The sequence below is a fragment of the Burkholderia torrens genome, assembly GCF_984668525.1.
The window spans coordinates 3,351,777-3,370,401 of sequence record NZ_OZ480211.1; the positions used below are offsets into that span (position 1 = coordinate 3,351,777).

Sequence of the window (18,625 nt, forward strand, 5' to 3'; positions counted from 1 at the left end):
TCACCACGGCGCGATGTTGAGGAAGAAGCGCTGCAGCCAGCCCATCGTCTCGGCTTCGTTGATGTAGCCCTTCGACGAGTATTCGATCTTCGCGTCGGCGACCTGCGTCGAGTAGACGGAGTTCGCGCCCGAGATCGTGTTCGGGTTGACGACGCCCGAGAAGCGCACGAATTCGTTGCCCTGGTTGATCAGCATCTGCTTCTCGCCGCTGACCACGAGGTTGCCGTTCGGCAGCACGCCCGTGACCGTCACCGTGATCGTGCCGTTGAACGTGTTCGCCGCGCTCGCGCCGCCGGTGGCCGCGAACTTGTTGGCGCCGGTGGCCGACAGGTTCGCCTTCGCGAACAGCCCGCCGAGGAAGCCGGCCGTCGGCACGTTGAAGTCGGTGTTGCCCTGCCGGTTGGTGTTCGCGCCCGACGACTTGGTCGCGTTGATGTTCTCCGCGATCATGATCGTCAGGATGTCGCCGATGTTGCGCGGCCGCTGATCCTCGAACAGCGGCCGCCCCGCGTAGCCGGGGTTGTAGATCGAGCCGGGCGCCTGCATCGACATCGGCGCCGGCGGCTGCGCGGTCATCGGCTGCTGGATGATCGGATCGCGCGGAATCTGCGCGCAACCGGCGAGCGCCGCCACCGCAACCGCGCAGGCTGCGCGGTAGGGGGCTGACGGGAGGAGGCGAACCTGCTTCATGGCTGCGACGGGACTTTCCGGTTAGCTCTTCATCTGCGTGACGGTCTGCAGCATCTGGTCGGACGTCGTCACGGCCTTGCTGTTGATCTCGTAGGCACGCTGCGTCTGGATCATGTTGACGAGTTCCTGCACGACGTTCACGTTCGACGCTTCGACGTAGCCCTGGTTGAGCACGCCCGCGCCGTTCAGCCCCGGCTGCGACACGTTCGGCGCGCCCGACGACGTCGTTTCCGCGAACAGGTTCTCGCCCTTCGCCTCGAGGCCGGTCGGGTTGATGAAGGTCGCGATCTGCAGCGAGCCGATCTGCACCGCGTTGCTCGAGCCCGGCTGCGTGACCGACACGACGCCGTCCTTGCCGATCGTCAGCGACTGCGCGTTCTGCGGCACGGTGATCGCCGGCAGCACCTGGTAGCCGCTCGACGTGACGAGCTGGCCCTGCGCGTTGGTCTGGAACGAGCCGTCGCGCGTGTACGCGTTCGTGCCGTCCGGCATCAGCACCTGGAAGAAGCCCGCGCCGTTGATCGCGACGTCCTTCGAGTTGCCGGTCTGCGTGAGGCCGCCCTGCGTGTACAGGCGCTCGGTCGCGACCTGCTGCACGCCGGTGCCGAGCTGCAGGCCCGACGGCAGCTCGGTCTGCTGCGTCGAGTTCGCGCCGGGCTGGCGGATGGTCTGGTACAGCAGATCCTCGAACACCGCACGCGACGCCTTGAAGCCGTTCGTGCTGGTGTTCGCGAGGTTGTTCGAAATCACGTCCATCTGCGCTTGCTGCGCATTCATGCCGGTGGCGGCGATGTAGAGCGAACGGTTCATTTATCGATTCTCCTGCTTGGGCTGGCGCGGGCGCTCAGCTGAAGTTGAGCAGCTGGTTCGCCGTCTGCTCGTTCTGGTCGGCCGTCTGGATCAGCTTCGACTGAAGCTGGAACGCACGCGCGTTGTCGATCATCGCGACCATCGCGGTCACCGGGTTGACGTTGCTGCCTTCGAGCGAATTCGGCGTGACGACCACGCTCGTGTCGGCATCGGCCGGATTGCCGTCGGCGGTACGGAACAGCCCGTCGTTGCCGCGCGTGAGCGTGGCCGGATCGGGATTGACGAGCTTCATCTGGTCGACGATCGCAACGGCCGTCGGCGGGTCGCCCGGCATCAGCGCGGACACCGTGCCGTCCTTGCCGATCGTCACTTCCGCATTCGGCGGCACCGAGATCGGGCCGCCGTTGCCGATCACCGGCAGGTTGCTCGCGTTGACGAGCTGGCCGTTCTCGTCGACGTGCAGGTTGCCGGCGCGCGTGTACGCCTCGCTGCCGTCGGCCGTCTGCACCGACAGCCAGCCGGCGCCCTGCACGGCGACGTCGAGCGGGTTGCCGGTGCGCGTGATCGGACCCGGTGCGTAATCCGCGCCGGGCGTCGACGCGAGCACGTAGGTACGCGTCGTCGTCGGGTCGATGTTGCTGCCGTCGCCGAAATTCATCGGCACCGCGCGATACGTCGCGAGCTGCGCGCGAAAACCCGTCGTCGATGCGTTCGCGAGGTTGTTCGCGACGATCGCCTGCTGGTCGAGCGACTGCGACGCGCCCGTCATCGCCGTGTAGATCAGTCGGTCCATGGCTGCCGGTTATCCGCGCTTACAGGTTGATGAGCGTCTGGTCGACGGTCTGCTGCGTCTTGATCGTCTGCGCGTTCGCCTGGTAGTTGCGCTGCGCGGTGATCAGGTTGACGAGCTGCGACGTGAGGTCGACGTTCGAGTTTTCCAGCGCGCTGCCCTGCAGCGTGCCGTGGTTCGTGCTGCCCGGCGCGGAGACCTGCGGCACGCCCGACGCGGAGCTTTCCGCATACTGGTTGCCGCCGAGGTTCACCAGCCCGTTCGGGTTGTTGAAGTTCGCGAGCGCGATCAGGCCGAGCACGGCGGTCTGGCCGTTCGAGTAGTTGCCGGTCAGCTTGCCGTCGGAGCCGATCGAATAGGTCGTCAGCGTGCCGCTCGCGAAACCGTTCTGCGCGAGGTTGTTCACGCCGTCCTTGCCGCCGTACTGCGTGGTGCCGGTCAGGTCGAGCGTGAGGCTCTGCGGCGTCGCAGAGCCGTCGGTGTTCGGCACGGTGAACTGGAACTGGCCGACCGAAGCGGTCGGCGCCGGCGGCGTGCCCGTCGTCGTGCTCTTGATCGCGCCCGACGTATCGAACGTGACCGTGCCGAGATCGGTCGTCGTGCCGCCCTGGACGCCCGCGTACGCTTCCCACGTGCCGGCTGCCGACTTCACGAAATACATGTTGACCGCTTGCGAGCCGCCGAGCGAGTCGTACACCTGGATCGACGTCGAGTAGTTGTAGGTCGTGCTGTCGGTCGCGCTGAACGGCGTCTTGGTCGGCACCGTGTCCTGCGAGTTCAGGTTGAACTGGCCGGTGATCTTGGTCGTCGCGGTCGGCGCGATGTTGGTCGTCGGCGCCTGCAGCGGCACGGTCTGCGCGGTGTTGATCACGCCGCCCGCGCCGGCCGCATAGCCCATCAGGTTACGGCCCTGCGAATCGACGATGAAGCCGTTCTTGTCGCGCTGGAACGTGCCGTCGCGCGAGTACGTCGTCACGCCGTTGTTCGACATCTGGAAGAAGCCGTTGCCGTTGATCGCGACGTCGAGCGACGAGTTCGTCGTATTGATCGTGCCCTGACCGAACTGCTGCTGCACCGACCCCAGCGACGTGCCGATGCCGATCTGCGTGTTGACCGACGTCGCGACCGAGTTCGCGTACATGTCGGAAAACTGCGCGGTGCTCGACTTGAAGCCGACCGTGTTCGCGTTCGCAATGTTGTTGCCGATCACGTCGAGTGCGTTCGAGGCACCGGCGAGGCCGCTCAGACCCTGTTGATAACCCATTTCGGTCTCCGTTTCGAGAAAGCTCGATCAGTTGGTGGGGGTGTCGCCGGTCGTGGACGACGTCTTGACGTTCGGGAAGATCGACGCGACCTGGGTGAGCCCCACCGTCGTACCGTTCGACAGCACCAGCCCCGCCGTGCCGTCCGCCTGCTTGATCACGCTCTGCACCGTGGCGGCTGCCAGCACGGTCGGCGCGTAGGCCTTGCCGTCGGTGCCGGTGTACTGCGCGCTGACCGTGTATGCGCCGTCCGGCAGCGCGTTGCCGGCCGCGTCGGTCGGCGTCCAGTTGAACGGCACCGTGCCGGCCGACTGCTTGCCCGCGTTGATCGTGTTGACGACGACGCCCGCGCTGTTCTTCACGGTGATCGTCAGGTTCGACACGTCGCTCGCGAGCGACACGCCGAACGGCGACGCCGCGCCGCTCTTCACCGCGACCGCGTTGCCCGGCGCGAGCACGTTCGTGCCGATCAGCAGCGCCGCCTGCGTCTGCTGGCCGGCCGTGAGCTGCGTCGACAGCGACGTCAGCGACGTGTTCAGCTGCGCGATGCCGCTCACCGTGTTGATCTGCGCGAGCTGCGACGTCATCTGCGAGCTGTCGACCGGGCTCGTCGGATCCTGGTTCTGCAGCTGCGTGACGAGCAGCTTCAGGAACGTCGCCTGCAGGTCGCTCGCCGACGTGCCTTTGGTCGACGACACGTTGTTGGTGTTCATCGTGTCGGTCGGCAGGGTCGACACGTTCGTGCCATTGCTGCCGATCGTCGTGCTGGAGGAAGTCATCCTGGGTGGCCTTCTGTCGAAACTGTCGGGTCTGTCGGGTCTGTGAGGTCGGTGGACGCGCGGCTTACGAGCCGATCGTCAGCGTCTTGAGCATCAGCGTCTTCGCGGTGTTCAGCGTCTCGACGTTGGCCTGGTACGAGCGCGACGCCGAGATCATGTTCACCATCTCCTGCACCGGATCGACATTCGGCATCTGCACGTAGCCGTTCGCGTCGGCGGCCGGATTCGCCGGGTCGTAGGTCGACTTCATCGGCGACGGGTCGTCCATCACCTTCGTCACGCGCACGCCGCCCACGCCCTGGCCGGACGCGGTGCGCGCGCCGCCGATCGGGTCGGTCGCGAACACGACCTGCTTGGCCTTGTACGGCTTGCCGTCGGGGCCGGTGGCGCTGTCGGCGTTCGCGAGGTTCGACGCGGTGACGTTCAGGCGCTGCGATTGCGCGGACAGCGCCGAACCGGCGACGCCGAAGATGTTCATCAACGAAGGCATGGTGGCTCCTGGTGCTTGTGCTCGGGTTCGGTTGCGCTTACGAGTTCGTCGAGATCGCGGCGATCATCGCCTTGATCTGCTGGGTCATCACGGTCATCCCGGTTTCGTAGTGCAGCGCGTTGTTCGCGAACTGCACGCGCTCGACGTCGAGATCGACCGTGTTGCCGTCGAGCGACGGCTGCAGCGGCATCCGGTACTGCGCACGGCCGTAGTCGTCCGACGGGCCGCCGGTCGGGATCAGCTTCGCGGTGCCGGCCATGTGACCGGCCGCCGTCGACACCATCGACATGCCGTTCGTCACGCCGGCCGGCTGCGCCATCGGCAGCTGCGCGGCGTTGCTCGGCGCCAGGCCGCCGCTCGTCTGCTTCAGCGAGCGCGCGAGCGTCGACGCGAAATCGACGTCACGGGCCTGGTAGCCGGGCGTGTCGGCGTTCGCGATGTTCGACGACAGCAGTTCCTGCCGGTAGGCGCGCACGTCGAGCGCCTGTCGGCCGAACGCGAATTCCGCATCGAGTTTGTCCAGCATGTGTGCGTCCCTCCGTATGAAGCGCTGCACGCCCCTCGCGCCGGATGGCGACCCGAGAGGCTTTTTTCCATGACAGCGATGGTAGGCGCCGGACGCAACCGGCAATCGGGCGAATAACGCGGCAAAGGCCCCCTCTATTCATCGTTTGCGCGGCGGCCCGGCTCCCTAGAATGCGAATCGGATCAACGGATCGAGGACACGGCGATGACGGGCGGCGCACTTCGCGGCAGGAACGGGCGGCTCACGCGCGTCCGGCGTGCGTTTGCGTTCGCCGCGGCGCTGTGGATCGTCGCGCCGGCCGCGCACGCGGAAGACGGGATGATCGTGATTCCCGGACGCGGCGAGACGGCCGAAACCGCGCTCGCGCACGCCAACGCGGCGAGCGGCGGGCAGTTCGGCGGGAATGCGGGAACGGCTTCGGGTGCGGGCGTCGCGCCGGAAACGGGCCGCGCGGCGTCGGCGGCAAGTACCGCGACCGGCGTGGTCACCGGCTACGCGGCGCAACCGGCCGGCGCGATGGTCGTGACGACCGTGCCGCCGCCGGCTCCCGTTTATGCAGCCGCCCGCGCAAACACAGGCTCCAGCGCGCAGCAGCGTGCGGCCGACCCGGCGGCAATCGCGACGGTCGTCGCCGGCACGGCCGAACCCGCATCGAACCCCGTTCGGCAGGCGCAACCGTCGGCCGCCGCCGCACGCGTCGCGGCGGTCCGCGCCGCGCCGGCCGCACCGGCACCGCGCACGGCGGCGGGTACCGCGAACGCGGCCCCGGCTGCCGCCGCGGCCCAGCCCGCGACGCCGCCCGGCCAGCAGGATCCCGAGACGATCCGCCGCGCGGCCCTCGCGTTCCTGCAGCAGCAGATCGCCGGCCTGCCCGGCAAGACCACGGCGACGGTCACGACCGCGTTTCCGCGCGGGCTCGCCGCGTGCACGACGCTCGAGCCGTTCCTGCCGACCGGCGCGCGCCTGTGGGGCCGCACGACGGTCGGCGTGCGCTGCGCGGGCGAGCGGCCGTGGACCGTCTACCTGCAGGCGAAGGTCGCCGTGCAGGCCACCTATTACGTCGCCGCGCGCCAGATCGCGCCCGGCGAGCCGCTCTCCGCTGCCGACCTGGTCGCCCGCGACGGCGACCTGACGGTCATGCCGCTCGCGGTGATCACCGACCCGGTGCAGGCGATCGGCGCGACCGCGCTCGCGCGCATCTCGGCCGGCCTGCCGCTGCGGCAGGACATGCTGAAGAGCGCGGCGTCGGTATCGGCCGGCCAGACGGTGCGGGTCGTCGCGGCCGGCCCCGGGTTCACGATTTCGGCCGAAGGCAGCGTGCTCGCGAATGCGGCACCGGGCCAGTCGGTGCGGGTGCGGATGGCCGCGGGCCAGATCGTCACGGCGATCGTCAAGGACGCCGGCACCGTGGAAATTCCGCTATAGGGACGGATTCAACCGCAAGAGTGTAAAGAATTGTTTATTCGGAGCATTTCGGGCTCGCGATGCTAAAGTTCGGGCCGACCCGGCCGTTATCTGGGTCAAACCGTACAGGAAACCCATCGTGAAGATCGATTCCACTCCGAACCCGAGCCCCCTGGCGCCGACCGGCAACGGCGCGTCCCGTGCGCAATCCGGCACGGCCCAGTCGTCCGCGCAGGCGGCCGACGCCGGATCGACCGTCGGCGACACGACCGTGAACCTGTCGGGTCTGTCCGGCCAGCTGCGTTCGGTATCCGCATCGGGCGGTGCCGATATCGACACGGGCCTGGTCCAGTCGATCAAGGACGCGCTGAACAACGGCACGTTGACGATCGACGCGCACAAGATTGCCGACGGCGTATTGAATACCGCCCGCGAGCTGCTGCAGCAGCAGCGCCCGCAGGGTAACTAAGCCGGCCTCGCGGCCGGTTCCACCGGTTTGCCGGCGCGCGCCACCGCGTGCACCGGCGCGACGAGCATGACGCGATGAGAGAAGAGCTGCTGGCCACGGTCAACGACGAACACGCGACGGTCGAGGCGTTTGCGTCCCTGCTCGTCTACGAGGAAAAGGCGCTGACGACGGCCGAGCCGCTCGAGATGCTGCCCGGCATCGTCGAAAGGAAAAGCGCGCTGATCGACCGGCTCGCGCAGCTCGAACGCACGCGCGACACGCAGCTTTCCGCGCTCGGCTTTCCGGCCGGCAAGAAGGGCATGGACCAGGCCGCCGAGCGCGATGCACGCCTCGCCGGCCGCTGGCAGTTGCTGCAGCAGGCCGCCGAACGCGCGCGCCAGGCCAATGCGAACAACGGGATGCTGATCCGCATCCGGATGGACTACAACGAGCGCGCGCTCGCGGTACTGCGCTCGGCCCCCGCGCCGACCGGCGTCTACGGCCCGGACGGGCGCGTATCGGCGCTCGCGCGCTGACCGGCCGGCGGCACCGCCGCTACCGTATCAACTGCCGTTCGCGGCACTTCACGTTTCGACAGACCGGGCCCGAGCCCGGCACCCACGGTCCCTTCCGATACACGGCTGCGCAACCGCGCCGCCGTCCCGTCACAACAATCAGAAGAGGGCCGCATGTCTCATTTCCGTATTCCGCTGTCGTCCCGTGTCTCGTCCCGAGTCGTCGCCGCTTCCACCGTCGCGGCGCTGGCCGCCGCGCTGACGCTCCCCGCCGCCCATGCCGCCGGCCCTGCGCCGCTGCCCACGCCGACTGGCGACATGTCGCTGTCGCCGGCCGGCCCCGAGGTCGCGCCGCCGCCCGCATCGAGCACGCCTGGCGCGACGGCGCGCGCGGCGCGCCGCGGCTCCGACACCTACACGTACCTGCGCTGCTGGTACCGGATCGACACGGATCCGCTGAAGCCGGCCGCGACCTACGAATGGGCGCGCGACCCCGCCGCCGGCGACTGGTATCGCGTGCCCGGCTACTGGTGGGCCGACGGCATCACGCAGTGGAAGAACATGTTCTACAGCACGACGACGCAGGACACGCTCGCCGACGTGTGCCGCAAGACGCTGGCCGCGAAAGGCATCCGGTCCGGCCTCACGCAGGCGGTCGCCGCCAACAACGCGCTGTCGTTCAACTACACGGTATGGACCATCGATGCCGCGCAGCAGGACGCGCGCGTCAACAAGCTGATCGTGTTCGGCGACAGCCTGTCCGACACCCAGAACATGTTCAACGCGAGCCAGTGGACGCTGCCGAACGGCACGAGCTGGCATGCGGGCCGCTTCAGCAACGGCCCGGTGTGGGCCGAATATCTCGCGAACGCGCTGCGGCTGCCGTTCTACAACTGGGCGATCGGCGGTGCGGCGACCGACCAGCACCTCGTCGTGCCAGGCCTCGTGCAGCAGATCGACTCGTGGCGCGAATACATGGATCGCGCGCCGGACTACCGGCCCGCCAACACGCTGTTCGCGGTGTTCGCGGGCGGCAACGATCTCGTGAACTACGGGCGCTCGCCCGAGCAGGCGGCGAATGCGGTGCGCGACAGCCTCGAGCGGCTCGCCGCGGCCGGCGCGACGCGGATCATGCTCGTCACGCTGCCGGACGTGTCGCGCGCGCCGGTGTTCGCGACCCGCGCCGACACGGCGAGCGTCGCCGCGCAGGTCAAGGACTACAACCGGCGCCTCGTCGACGCGGCCGCCGCGCTGCGTGCCCGCTACGGCGCGACGCTGCGGCTCGAGGTGTTCGACGCGTACGCGCCGTTCGACGACCTGCTGAGCCACCCGGCCCAATACGGCTTCGACGACGCGACGCGCGCGTGCCTCGACATCCCGAAGCCGTCGTCGCTCACCTATCTGGGCGCGCAGGTGCCGCGGGCGGACTGCCGCGATCCGGCGCGCTTCGTGTTCTGGGACACGCTGCACCCGACGACGCGCACGCATGCATGGCTCGCCGAGCGGATCGCACCGTTCGTGCGCGCGCGCCTGCTGAACTGAGCGCCGCGGGCGGCGGTGCTTACAGCAGCGGACACGCGGTGACCTGCGTGCCGCGCTCCACGCAAAGCCGCTCGTAGTCGCGCAGGTAAGCGCGCTCGTCGTCGTCGAGCAGCGCGAGATCGATCAGGTCCCAGTCGTAGCCGACCGTCACGATGTTCTCGAACCGCACGGTATCCGACTGCGTTTCGTCCGGGCGGATGATCACGATGTTCTCGATCCGCACGCCGCCCTTGCCCGCCAGGTAGATGCCCGGCTCGACCGAGATCACCGCATTCGGCACCAGCCCGTACTGCGCGCCCGGCGCGAACCGCACGCCGCCTTCGTGCACGTGAATCCCGACGCCGTGCCCGGTGCCGTGGCCGAAATCGTGGCCGTGGTCGCGGCACACCTGCCGCACGAGCGCGTCGACGTCGGCACCCGTCGCCGTGCTCGGGAAGCGCGTGACGAGCCCCTTGATGCAGGCCTTCAGCGCGACCGTGTAGATCTCGCGCTGCCACGGCTGCGCAACGGTATCGGGACGCGTGCGGCGCAACACGACGCGCGTGCAGTCCGTCGCGAAACCGGCTTCGTAGTACGCGCCGCTGTCGAGCAGCACGAGCTCGCCTTCCGTCAGCTCGACGCCGGCGCTTGCCGCCGTGTAATGCGCGAACGCGCTGTTCGCGCCGTTCGCCGCGATCGACGGGAACGTCAGCGCGACGGCCGAACGCGCGCCGTACGCGTCGTTGATCGTGCGGGCGAGGTCGTATTCGGTGTGGCGGGCGCCCGGCTCGCCGGTCTTCGCCCAGCGCATCGTCTCGGCGATCGCCGCCGAGCTGCGCGCGAACGCGTCGCGGAACCGGTCGAGCACCGCCGGCGTCTTGCTCGCCCGCATCGCCTCGACCGGATTGAAATCGGTATGCGGCGCGTGCGGCCACACGCGGCGCACCGCGTCGACGAGCGCGCAGTTCACCGATTCGAAGCCGTAGCACACGTGCTCGACCGCGAACTGCGCGAGAAAACGCTCGAGCGCAGCCACCTCGCGGCGGATCACGTGCAGCGCCGGATACGAATCGAGCACGACCTCGCAGCGGTCGCAGCCTTCCGGCAGGAACAACACGACCTCCCCGCCGACCGCGAACAGGTAGCCGAGGTGCGACGACACATTCGGGATGTGATAACCGCGGCTGTTCAGCAGATACGCGAGATCGTCCGACGCGCACGAGAAGAACGCGGTCTTGCCGTCGGCCGCGCCGGTCCGTGCGGCGAGCCGGCGGTTCAGCGTGTCGAGGTTCTGCGCGACGCTCAGGCCGGTCATCGTTTCCGGCACCTCGAAGATCGGCCGCTCGACGATCCAGCCCGGCAGCGCGATCGCGCGGTCGATCTCGCGATCCGCGAGGCTCGTCCAGTCGAGCGATGCGGCCTGCGTCTGCGCGAGCAGCCGGTCGCGCTGCCCGACGCTGATTCGCAGCGCGTCGTAGCCGACCCGCGCGAGCCGGCTGGCATGCACGACCAGCCAGTCGGCCAGCGCCTGCCAGATCGTCACGTTCATCCCGAGCTTCTCGATGCGCACGCGCGCCGGATCGCACTGCTGCTCGGCCTGCAGGTGGTAACGGCCATCGACGAACAGCACGAACGGCGGCACGCCGAGCGCCTGCGCGGTCGCCGCGCTCAGGAAGATCCCGCAGCCGGCCGAGCCGTCGAAGCCCGACAGCGCGTAGCGCGGGTTGTTGCTGCGCGGCAGGTACTCGGTCACGTATTCGTCCTGCGACGTGACGACCACCGCGTCGAGGCGCGCGGCATCGAGCAGGCGCGACAGGCCGGCCTGCGTGTCGGCGACGGACGCGTCGTACGGGGGAAGGCCGGAGAAGCTGTATTTCAGTCGATCGATCATCGTGTGCCCGTGATTCGTTGTTGTCGGCAGCCGGCGGCGTGACGCGGCATCGCGCATGCCTGAAGCGACACGCCGCCGTGGCGCCGATCACGCACGACCCGGCGCGCCGCCGGGTCGCGGTGCCGTTCCGGCGGCAGGCCTTCGGGAAATTTTTGTCTCACTTAACTTTGTTTGATGCGCGACAGAATCTAGAGCACGTGGAAATTGAGGTCAAGCTAAAATTTTCGTAGGACTAAAATCGGCGCGACGGCTGCGGATCCCGGCACAACGCCAATTCACCCGGCGACGGTGCACGGTACAATGCGCCGGCATTGCCGCCCCGGCGGCCGTGCTTCGTGCGATGCGCGCAAAGCAAGTCCCGGCGACTGCACCGCCCCTCCGCTCGCCTCCCGACTCGTTGCCGCGAAAGAGATTCATGGATTCAGACATCATGCGTATCGGCCTGCGCATTCGCCGCCTGCGCCGGGAAGCGAAGAAGACGCTGCTGGAAGTCGCGACCGAAGCGAAGCTGTCGGTCGGGTTCCTGTCGCAGGTCGAGCGGCATCTCACCGGCATCTCGCTGTCTTCGCTCGTCAACGTCGCCAAGGCGCTCGACGTCCCGCTCGGCGCGCTGATCGACCAGCCGCGCCAGGCGCAGCCCGATTCGCACGAAGGCAGCCGCAAGCCGTACGCGCTCGACGCCACGTCGCAGTGGTACGAGCGCCTCTCCACCACCTTCGACGGCAGCCAGGTCAACGCCCTCAAGGTGCGGATGATGGAAGGCTACCGCTCGGAATGGGTGTCGCACGGCGGCGACGAGTTCGTGTACGTGCTGACCGGCCGCATCTGCTACACGGTCGGCAAGAAGGTGTACCCGCTGGCGCCCGGCGATTCGCTGCACTTCGATGCGCGCAAGCGGCATCGCGTCGCGAACGTCGGCGAAGGGCCGGCCGAGCTGATCGCGGTCGGCACGCTGCCGCTGTTCGACGACAGGTGTGCCGAATTGGTGTCGGCGACGATGGAAATCGGGCAGCCGGTGCCGGGCGAGCCGCGCGTGAAGCGACGCGCCGCGCCGAGCGCCAAGCGCAGCGATCGCGACGGCGATGCGGCACGGCCGGCCACGGCCGGTGCCGCAGGCAAGAAGGCGTCGGCGAAGCCGCGCGCGTCCGCCGGCAAACGCCCGGCGGCCGCCACCCCGGCGCGCAAGAAGAAGCCGTAACGGCTGCGGGCGCGCGCCGCCCGGTCGCCGCCCTTATTCGCCGATCTCGAGCGCTTGCGCAACGGCCTGGATCCGCGCGCGATGCACGGCATCCTTGATCTTCTCGGTATCGTTGCCGACGCCGCGCGCGATCGCGCCGGCATCGACGCTGCGCGCGGCCGCGAGCGCGATGCGCAACCGCTCGGCCTGCGGATACGGTTGCGCATCGAGCCCGAGCCGCCCGCGCGCATCCGATTCGCACGCCTGCAGCATCTCGGCGAAACGCGCCGGCTTGCGCAGCGCATCGCTGCGCTCGAACAGCCGCACCAGCGCGGCCGCCCCCATCTCCATCACGCGATGCAGGTTGCCGTGCTCGCGCGCGACCACGAGCGCGAGATCGCGGCATTCGTTCGGCACGCGCAGCCGCTCGCACAACGGCTTGAGCAGGTCGACGCTGCGGCCTTCGTGGCCGACATGACGCGGCAGCACGTCCGCAGGCGTCGTCGCCTTGCCGAGATCGTGCGTGAGCGCCGCGAAGCGCACCGGCAGCGAATAGCGCTGCTTCGCCGCATAGTCGACGACCATCATCACGTGCACGCCCGTATCGACTTCCGGGTGGTAGTCGGCGCGCTGCGGCACGCCCCACAGCGCATCGACCTCGGGCAGGATGCGCGCGAGCGCGCCGCACTCGCGCAACACCGCGAACATCCGCGACGGCTTCGCTTCCATCAGCCCGCGCGCGATTTCCTGCCACACGCGCTCGGGTACCAGCGCGTCGACCTCGCCCGCGTCGACCATCCGCCGCATCAGCGCGAGCGTCTCGTCCGCCACCGTGAAATCCGCGAACCGCGCGGCGAAGCGCGCAATCCGCAGGATCCGCACCGGATCCTCGACGAATGCGTCGCTCACGTGCCGGAACACGCGGGCGCGCAGGTCGGCCTGCCCGTCGAACGGATCGATCACGGGCCCGACCAGCACACCCTCCGGGTTCACCTCGCGCGCCATCGCGTTGATCGTCAGGTCGCGCCGCGCGAGATCCTCGTCGAGCGTCACGTCCGGCGCGTAATGGAACTGGAAGCCGTGATAGCCGGCCGCCGTCTTGCGCTCGGTGCGCGCCAGCGCGTACTCCTCCTGCGTCTGCGGATGCAGAAACACCGGGAAATCCTTGCCGACCGGCCGGTACCCCTGCGCGGCCATCTGCTCGGGCGTCGCGCCCACCACCACGTAGTCGCGGTCCTGCACGGGCACGCCGAGCAATTCGTCGCGGATCGCTCCGCCTACTGCGTAAATGTTCATGGCGTCGGCTCGTATTCGGCGATCACGTTCGTTTCGCGGCGCGCGGCGTCGATCCAGCGCTGCACGGCCGGCAGCGCCGTCACGCGCGCCGCATAGCCGGCCGCGTCCGGCGACAGGCCCGGCGCATACGTGTTGAAGCGCATCACGACGGGCGCGTACATCGCATCGGCGATCCCGAATTCGCCGAACAGGAACGGGCCGCCCGACGCTTCGAGACACGCGCTCCACAGCGCATCGATGCGCGCGACGTCGGCGAGTGAATCGGGCGTCGCCCCGCGCCCCGGCATCGACGCGCGCACGTTCATGCCCATCTGCGTGCGCAGCGCCGCGAAACCCGAGTGCATCTCGGCCGACACGCAGCGCGCGTGCGCACGTTCGAGCGGATCGGCCGGCCACATCGGAAATTGCGGATAGCGCTCGGCGAGCGTCTCGGCGATCGCGAGCGAATCCCAGATCGCGAAGCCGTGATCGTCGATCAGGCACGGCACCTTGCCGGTCGGCGAGTATTCGCGGATGCGCGCGGCCGAGTCGTCGCGGCGCAGCTCGACCACGATCTCGTCGAACGGGATGCCGAAATGCGCGAGCAGCAGCCACGGCCGCATCGACCACGACGAGTAATTCTTGTCACCAATGACGAGTTTCATGACGGGGTTCCGGACAACGCGAAAAGGGAAAACAAAGGGGCCGGACGACGGCGCCGCACGCGGGCGCTAGCGTCGCGAGCGGAACCAGTCGAATCGCGAGCGCTTCGTGGCTTCGCCGAGATACGCGGGCGCGATGCTTTCGAGACTCGCGGGCGAGATCCCGAGTTCCGGCGCGAGCGGGCCCGACAGCACGTTCGGCACCGACATCGTCGCGAGATTGTCCCGCGTGAGCACGGGCTCGCCGGGCAGGCACTCGAACACGCTCGCCTGCAACCGCGCGAGCGCGTCGGGCAACCGCACGATGCGTGCCTGCCGGCCGACCAGCGTGCCGCAATAGCGCACCAGCTGTTCGAGCGTATAGACGGTCGGGCCGCCGAGTTCGTAGGTCTTGCCGTGCGCGGCCGCGAGATCGAGCGTGTTGACGAACGCACGGACGACGTCGCCGACAAATACCGGCTGGAAGCGCGCATCGGGCATCGCGAGCGGCAGCACGGGCACCGTGCGCTGCAGGTTCGCGAACGTGTTGAGGAACGCGTCGCCGGGGCCGAACACGACCGACGGGCGGAAGATCGTCAGCGCGAGCGAATCGGTCGCCGCGATCGCATGCAGCGCGGCCTCGCCGTCGCCCTTCGACCGCTGGTACATGCTCGCGCCGCGCGAATCGGCGCCGAGCGCGCTCATGTGCAGCACGCGCCGCACGCCGACTTCGGTGCAGGCGCTCGCGAGTGCGGCCGGCAGCGCGACGTGCGCGCGCTCGAAGCCTGGTCCGTACGGCGTGCCGCGGCCGCCGTGCAGCACGCCGACCAGGTTGATCGCCGCGTGCGCGCCGGCGACGAAGCGTGCGAGCGTGCGCGTGTCGAGCGCTTCGAGCTCGACGATCTCGACCGGCAGCATCTGCAGGTGGCGCGCGTGGTCGCGCCGGCGCGTGGCGATCCGGACCTGCTTGCCGGCGTCGATCAGCGCATTGACGAGCCGGCTGCCGATGAAGCCGGTGCCGCCCAACAGCGCGACGGTCTGGCGATCCATATGTTCGGGACCTCAAAAGAACACTGCCGCGTCTCGCGCGGCAGTGTTTAAGTTGCGTATCAGGGCGAGATCATGCCTAGACGTTTCTTCAACGACTGCGGTTTGCCTTCGAAGAGCGCCGCATAGTAGACGGTGTTCGACAGCACGTTCTTCACGTAGTCGCGCGTCTCGTTGAACGGAATCGTCTCCGCGAAGATCGCGCCTTCGACCGGCTGCGTCAACACCTGGCGCCACTGCCGCGGCCGGCCCGGGCCCGCGTTGTAGCCGGCGGTGGCGAGCACCGGCGAGCTGTCGAAGTTGTTGTAGATGTCCGCCAGATACCAGGTGCCGAGCTGGATGTTGGTATCGATGTCGTGCATCTGCGCCCGCGTGATCGCGCCCATGCCGAGCTTCTTCGCGACCATCTGGGCCGTCGCCGGCATCAGCTGCATCAGGCCGCCCGCGCCCACCGACGAACGCGCGCTGATGATGAAGCGCGATTCCTGGCGGATCAGCCCGTATGCCCATTCGACGTCGAGGCCCGTCGACTGCGCATAGCGCTCGACGATGTTGCGGTACGGCGACGGATAGCGCAGCGTGAAGTCGTGCTCGGCCTTCGTGCGGTCGGCCGTGTTGACCGTGCGGTCGAGCAGCTCGACGCGCTTGCCGTATTCGGCGGCCGCGAGCAGCTGGCGATCGGTCATCCCGCGCAGCGGCCAGTTCCATTCGCGGTTGCCTTCGAGGCGCAGGTTCAGCCCGTAGAAGCGCTGCGCGAGCGCGAAGCCCGGAATCTTGCCCATCGCGTCGACCTCGGCGTCGCTCACCTTCGTGCGCGGCGGGATCGACGTGCGCTGGCCGAGCTCTTCGCCGGCCAACTGCCCGTAGAAGTTGAACTGACCGGCGACCTGCTCGAATTCCTGGTTCGCCTGCAGCGTGTCGCCGCTCTGCTTGAGCGCGCGCGCATGCCAGTAGATCCAGGCCGGATCGTCGCGCAGCGACGGCGGCATCTGCTCGATCGACCAGCGCACCATCGGCCAGTTGCCGGCGAGCAGCGCGGCGCGCGTGCGCCATTCGTAGCCCGGGTTCGACAGCGGCGCGTTGGTGGATTTCGCGTACCAGACCGACGCGAGCGCCGAGCGCTTGATCGCGCCCTGATAGCCGATCGCGCCCCACGCGATCGCCTGTTCCTGCTTGGTCAGCGACGGCGCGACCGTCGTCAGCATGCCTGCGGCCGCGTCCGGATCGTTGCGCGCCATGCGGCCGAGTGCGATCAGCGCGAGCTGGTGCGACGTCGCGTCGGCGCCAACGCCGCGCGCGAGGTACAGCGGCGGCGCGCTCGTCGCCTGGTCGAAACCGGCCGGGCGCGGGCCGAGCGCATCGACGATCTTGCCGCCGAGCGTCGTGTAGTTCTGCTCGTACGCGAGGCGTGCCTGCTGCCACACGTCGTCGCTCGTGAACTGCTGGTTGACGGTGAGCGCGGTGATCAGGTCGACGCAGGCGTCGCCGTAGTTCTTCGGCTCGACGAGCAGCGCACGCGCCGCGTCGGCGACGTTCTCGCCGCGCGCCGCGCGCGATTCGAGCGCATAGCACTTGACCTGCGTGTCGTCGTCGAGCACGAAGCGCTTGTACTGGTCGTCGAAGTTGCGCCAGTCGTGGCGCGCGCCGAGCACGAGCAGGTAGTCGTTGCGCAGGCGGTCGGCGATCGCCTGGCCATCGTAGCGCTGCAGGAACGACTGCACGGGCGCGTCCGGCGCATCGACGCGCGCGCGGCCCGTCGAATCGAACAGCTGCGGCTTGATCTGGAAATACTCGACGTAGGACGGGACCGGATAGTTCGGGATCATCGACGCGAGCTGCGCGGCTTTCGCGGCGTCGTTGCGGCGTGCGGCTTCGCGAAGCTGCACGAAGATCTGGTCATCCCCGGCGAGCGTGTCGTCGTTCGGTGCGGCGCACGCGGCCGTACCCGCGACGAGCGCGGCGGCCGCAAGCGTCAGCGCGACCGCGCGATATACTCGAAAAAGGCTGTTCGACATCGTTTTGAATGGAGCACGAATTGAGCGAAAGCATAGCACGCAACCCTGTGCCGAACCCGAAGGTTGCGCTGCGCAAAACGCTGTCCGGCGCGCGTCGCGACGCCGCGTCGCAGCCTGCCGCGAACGCCGCGCTCGATGCGCGGCTGCGCACGCTGCTCGACCGCCTGGCGCCGCACACGGTCGGGTTCTACTGGCCGCTGCCCGGTGAATTCGATGCGCGCGATGCGGTGCTCGCGTGGTGCGCGGCAGGTGCCGGCCGGCGCGCCGCATTGCCGGTGATCGGCGAGCGTCACACGCCGCTCGCGTTCCATGCGTGGGATGCACACACGCCGATGCGCGAAGGTCGTCACCGGATTCCGGAGCCTGCGTCGGGAATCGTCGTCGTGCCCGACCTGTTGCTGATTCCCTGCGTGGGATTCGATCCGCAGCGCTACCGGCTCGGCTACGGCGGCGGCTACTACGACCGCACGCTCGCCGCGTGGCCGGATGACACGCTGCCGGTGACGGTCGGCATCGCGTACGAAGCGTGCCGCGTCGACGCGCTGCCGGCCGAAGCGCATGATCTCGCGCTACGCTGGATCGTGACCGACGGCGCGCTGTACCCGGCCGCCGGATGACGCGGCGCGCGGCGTCGCGGTCGCCGCCGCACGCCCGTCAGCGCAGGCTCGCGCGCAACAGTTTTCGCAATCGCTTACAGCGACGCCGCCGCGCGGGCGGCCGTGTCGTAGAGGCCCGATGCGTGGCGCAGCAGCTGCGCCGCGTCGCCGATCTGCTCGTTGGTGAGCCCGCTGTCCTTCAGCGTCTCGATCAGGCAGTGCTCACGCACCTCGCGATATTTCAGGCACAGGTCGCGGCCCGCGTCGGTCGCGAAGAAAAACGCTTCCTTACCGCTCTTCTCGCTCTTCACGTAGCCGCGGGCGATCAGTTTTTTCAGCGCATAGGTCGCGACGTGCGTATCCTCGATATTGAGCACGAAGCAGATGTCGGCAAGCTTCTTCTTGCGTTCGCGATGGCTGACGTGATGCAGCAGCGACACCTCGACCGCCGTCATGTCCTTCGCGCCGGCCGCCGACATGCAGCGCACCATCCAGCGGTTGAACGCGTTGCCGGCCATGATGAGCCCGTATTCGAGCTCCGACAGCTCCGCGCTCGAATCGGAAACGAGGTGTTCGGATGACACGATCTTGGTCGGATGACGCTTCATGGAAAGGCGGCGCAAGCGGGATGTCAGGGTGTGCCGAGTGTACGCCAGAAGCCCCGGTATACGGGCTAGGCGAAAACGCTTATTGGTAACTTATCGATATCTTATTGACAATGTGCGCTAACATTGCCGTCCGAACCGTG

Annotated in this window: 19 protein-coding genes; 6 read left to right on the plus strand and 13 right to left on the minus strand. The window is 68.5% G+C overall.

Translation table 11 applies throughout. From position 1 onward, the window contains the following. The 7 genes from flgH to flgB all read right to left on the minus strand — a co-directional run bounded on the left by flgH (nucleotide 1) and on the right by flgB (nucleotide 5,347). Nucleotides 1-690, minus strand: a complete 690-nt coding sequence (gene flgH, locus AC5LXX_RS15550; protein WP_493410021.1) for a flagellar basal body L-ring protein FlgH — start codon at nucleotides 688-690, stop codon at nucleotides 1-3. A gap of 21 nt (nucleotides 691-711) precedes the next feature. Further along, nucleotides 712-1,500, minus strand: coding sequence for a flagellar basal-body rod protein FlgG (flgG, locus tag AC5LXX_RS15555; RefSeq protein WP_006477564.1), 789 nt, complete (start codon nucleotides 1,498-1,500; stop codon nucleotides 712-714). A 34-nt stretch (nucleotides 1,501-1,534) separates the two neighbouring features. After that, nucleotides 1,535-2,293: a flagellar basal-body rod protein FlgF gene (gene flgF / locus AC5LXX_RS15560; protein ID WP_493410022.1), complete on the minus strand. Its 759-nt coding sequence runs from the start codon at nucleotides 2,291-2,293 to the stop codon at nucleotides 1,535-1,537. Nucleotides 2,294-2,312: 19 nt separating this feature from the next. Beyond that, nucleotides 2,313-3,554: a flagellar hook protein FlgE gene (gene flgE, locus AC5LXX_RS15565; RefSeq protein ID WP_322082965.1), complete on the minus strand. Its 1,242-nt coding sequence runs from the start codon at nucleotides 3,552-3,554 to the stop codon at nucleotides 2,313-2,315. Between the two features lie 27 nt (nucleotides 3,555-3,581). Then, complete coding sequence (locus AC5LXX_RS15570) at nucleotides 3,582-4,331, minus strand: flagellar hook assembly protein FlgD (RefSeq protein ID WP_124456793.1); 750 nt, start codon at nucleotides 4,329-4,331, stop codon at nucleotides 3,582-3,584. 64 nt (nucleotides 4,332-4,395) lie between these two features. Further along, nucleotides 4,396-4,821, minus strand: a complete 426-nt coding sequence (gene flgC, locus AC5LXX_RS15575) for a flagellar basal body rod protein FlgC (protein ID WP_034190310.1) — start codon at nucleotides 4,819-4,821, stop codon at nucleotides 4,396-4,398. 37 nt (nucleotides 4,822-4,858) lie between these two features. Then, nucleotides 4,859-5,347 (minus strand): flagellar basal body rod protein FlgB, encoded by a 489-nt coding sequence (gene flgB, locus AC5LXX_RS15580; RefSeq protein WP_124456794.1) that lies wholly within the window; start codon nucleotides 5,345-5,347, stop codon nucleotides 4,859-4,861. 204 nt (nucleotides 5,348-5,551) lie between these two features. Between flgB and flgA the strand changes: the two genes are divergently transcribed. The 4 genes from flgA to AC5LXX_RS15600 all read left to right on the plus strand — a co-directional run bounded on the left by flgA (nucleotide 5,552) and on the right by AC5LXX_RS15600 (nucleotide 9,256). After that, nucleotides 5,552-6,772 (plus strand): flagellar basal body P-ring formation chaperone FlgA, encoded by a 1,221-nt coding sequence (gene flgA / locus AC5LXX_RS15585; protein WP_493410023.1) that lies wholly within the window; start codon nucleotides 5,552-5,554, stop codon nucleotides 6,770-6,772. A 118-nt stretch (nucleotides 6,773-6,890) separates the two neighbouring features. Next, nucleotides 6,891-7,220: a flagellar biosynthesis anti-sigma factor FlgM gene (gene flgM / locus AC5LXX_RS15590; RefSeq protein WP_493410024.1), complete on the plus strand. Its 330-nt coding sequence runs from the start codon at nucleotides 6,891-6,893 to the stop codon at nucleotides 7,218-7,220. Nucleotides 7,221-7,294: 74 nt separating this feature from the next. Continuing rightward, nucleotides 7,295-7,735 (plus strand): flagella synthesis protein FlgN, encoded by a 441-nt coding sequence (locus AC5LXX_RS15595; RefSeq protein ID WP_034190345.1) that lies wholly within the window; start codon nucleotides 7,295-7,297, stop codon nucleotides 7,733-7,735. Nucleotides 7,736-7,888: 153 nt separating this feature from the next. Then, entirely contained in the window at nucleotides 7,889-9,256 is a 1,368-nt protein-coding gene (locus tag AC5LXX_RS15600; protein ID WP_493410025.1) for an SGNH/GDSL hydrolase family protein, read from the plus strand. Between the two features lie 19 nt (nucleotides 9,257-9,275). Here the strand turns inward: AC5LXX_RS15600 and AC5LXX_RS15605 are convergent, their stop codons facing one another. Continuing rightward, the gene (locus AC5LXX_RS15605) at nucleotides 9,276-11,126 is read right to left on the minus strand and encodes a M24 family metallopeptidase (protein WP_493410026.1); all 1,851 of its coding nucleotides are present in this window, start codon (nucleotides 11,124-11,126) and stop codon (nucleotides 9,276-9,278) included. Between the two features lie 415 nt (nucleotides 11,127-11,541). Here AC5LXX_RS15605 and AC5LXX_RS15610 point away from each other — a divergent pair, with 415 nt between their 5' ends. Next, the gene (locus tag AC5LXX_RS15610) at nucleotides 11,542-12,324 is read left to right on the plus strand and encodes a helix-turn-helix domain-containing protein (protein ID WP_493410027.1); all 783 of its coding nucleotides are present in this window, start codon (nucleotides 11,542-11,544) and stop codon (nucleotides 12,322-12,324) included. Between the two features lie 33 nt (nucleotides 12,325-12,357). Here the strand turns inward: AC5LXX_RS15610 and AC5LXX_RS15615 are convergent, their stop codons facing one another. From AC5LXX_RS15615 to AC5LXX_RS15630, 4 genes are all read right to left on the minus strand, one after another. Next, nucleotides 12,358-13,599: a multifunctional CCA addition/repair protein gene (locus AC5LXX_RS15615; RefSeq protein ID WP_493410028.1), complete on the minus strand. Its 1,242-nt coding sequence runs from the start codon at nucleotides 13,597-13,599 to the stop codon at nucleotides 12,358-12,360. Beyond that, nucleotides 13,596-14,243: a glutathione S-transferase family protein gene (locus AC5LXX_RS15620; protein WP_493410029.1), complete on the minus strand. Its 648-nt coding sequence runs from the start codon at nucleotides 14,241-14,243 to the stop codon at nucleotides 13,596-13,598. Before AC5LXX_RS15620 ends, AC5LXX_RS15615 begins: the two co-directional genes overlap by 4 nt. 66 nt (nucleotides 14,244-14,309) lie before the next feature. Next, complete coding sequence (locus AC5LXX_RS15625) at nucleotides 14,310-15,269, minus strand: complex I NDUFA9 subunit family protein (protein ID WP_493410030.1); 960 nt, start codon at nucleotides 15,267-15,269, stop codon at nucleotides 14,310-14,312. 59 nt (nucleotides 15,270-15,328) lie between these two features. Further along, nucleotides 15,329-17,281, minus strand: coding sequence for a lytic transglycosylase domain-containing protein (locus tag AC5LXX_RS15630; protein WP_493410031.1), 1,953 nt, complete (start codon nucleotides 17,279-17,281; stop codon nucleotides 15,329-15,331). 8 nt (nucleotides 17,282-17,289) lie between these two features. On the opposite strand from AC5LXX_RS15630, the gene AC5LXX_RS15635 reads away from it, so the two are divergent. Then, the gene (locus AC5LXX_RS15635) at nucleotides 17,290-17,898 is read left to right on the plus strand and encodes a 5-formyltetrahydrofolate cyclo-ligase (RefSeq protein ID WP_493410032.1); all 609 of its coding nucleotides are present in this window, start codon (nucleotides 17,290-17,292) and stop codon (nucleotides 17,896-17,898) included. A gap of 74 nt (nucleotides 17,899-17,972) precedes the next feature. Here the strand turns inward: AC5LXX_RS15635 and AC5LXX_RS15640 are convergent, their stop codons facing one another. Next, on the minus strand, nucleotides 17,973-18,485 hold the full coding sequence (locus AC5LXX_RS15640) for a winged helix DNA-binding protein (protein ID WP_124456805.1): 513 nt from the start codon (nucleotides 18,483-18,485) through the stop codon (nucleotides 17,973-17,975). Nucleotides 18,486-18,625: the final 140 nt, after the last annotated feature.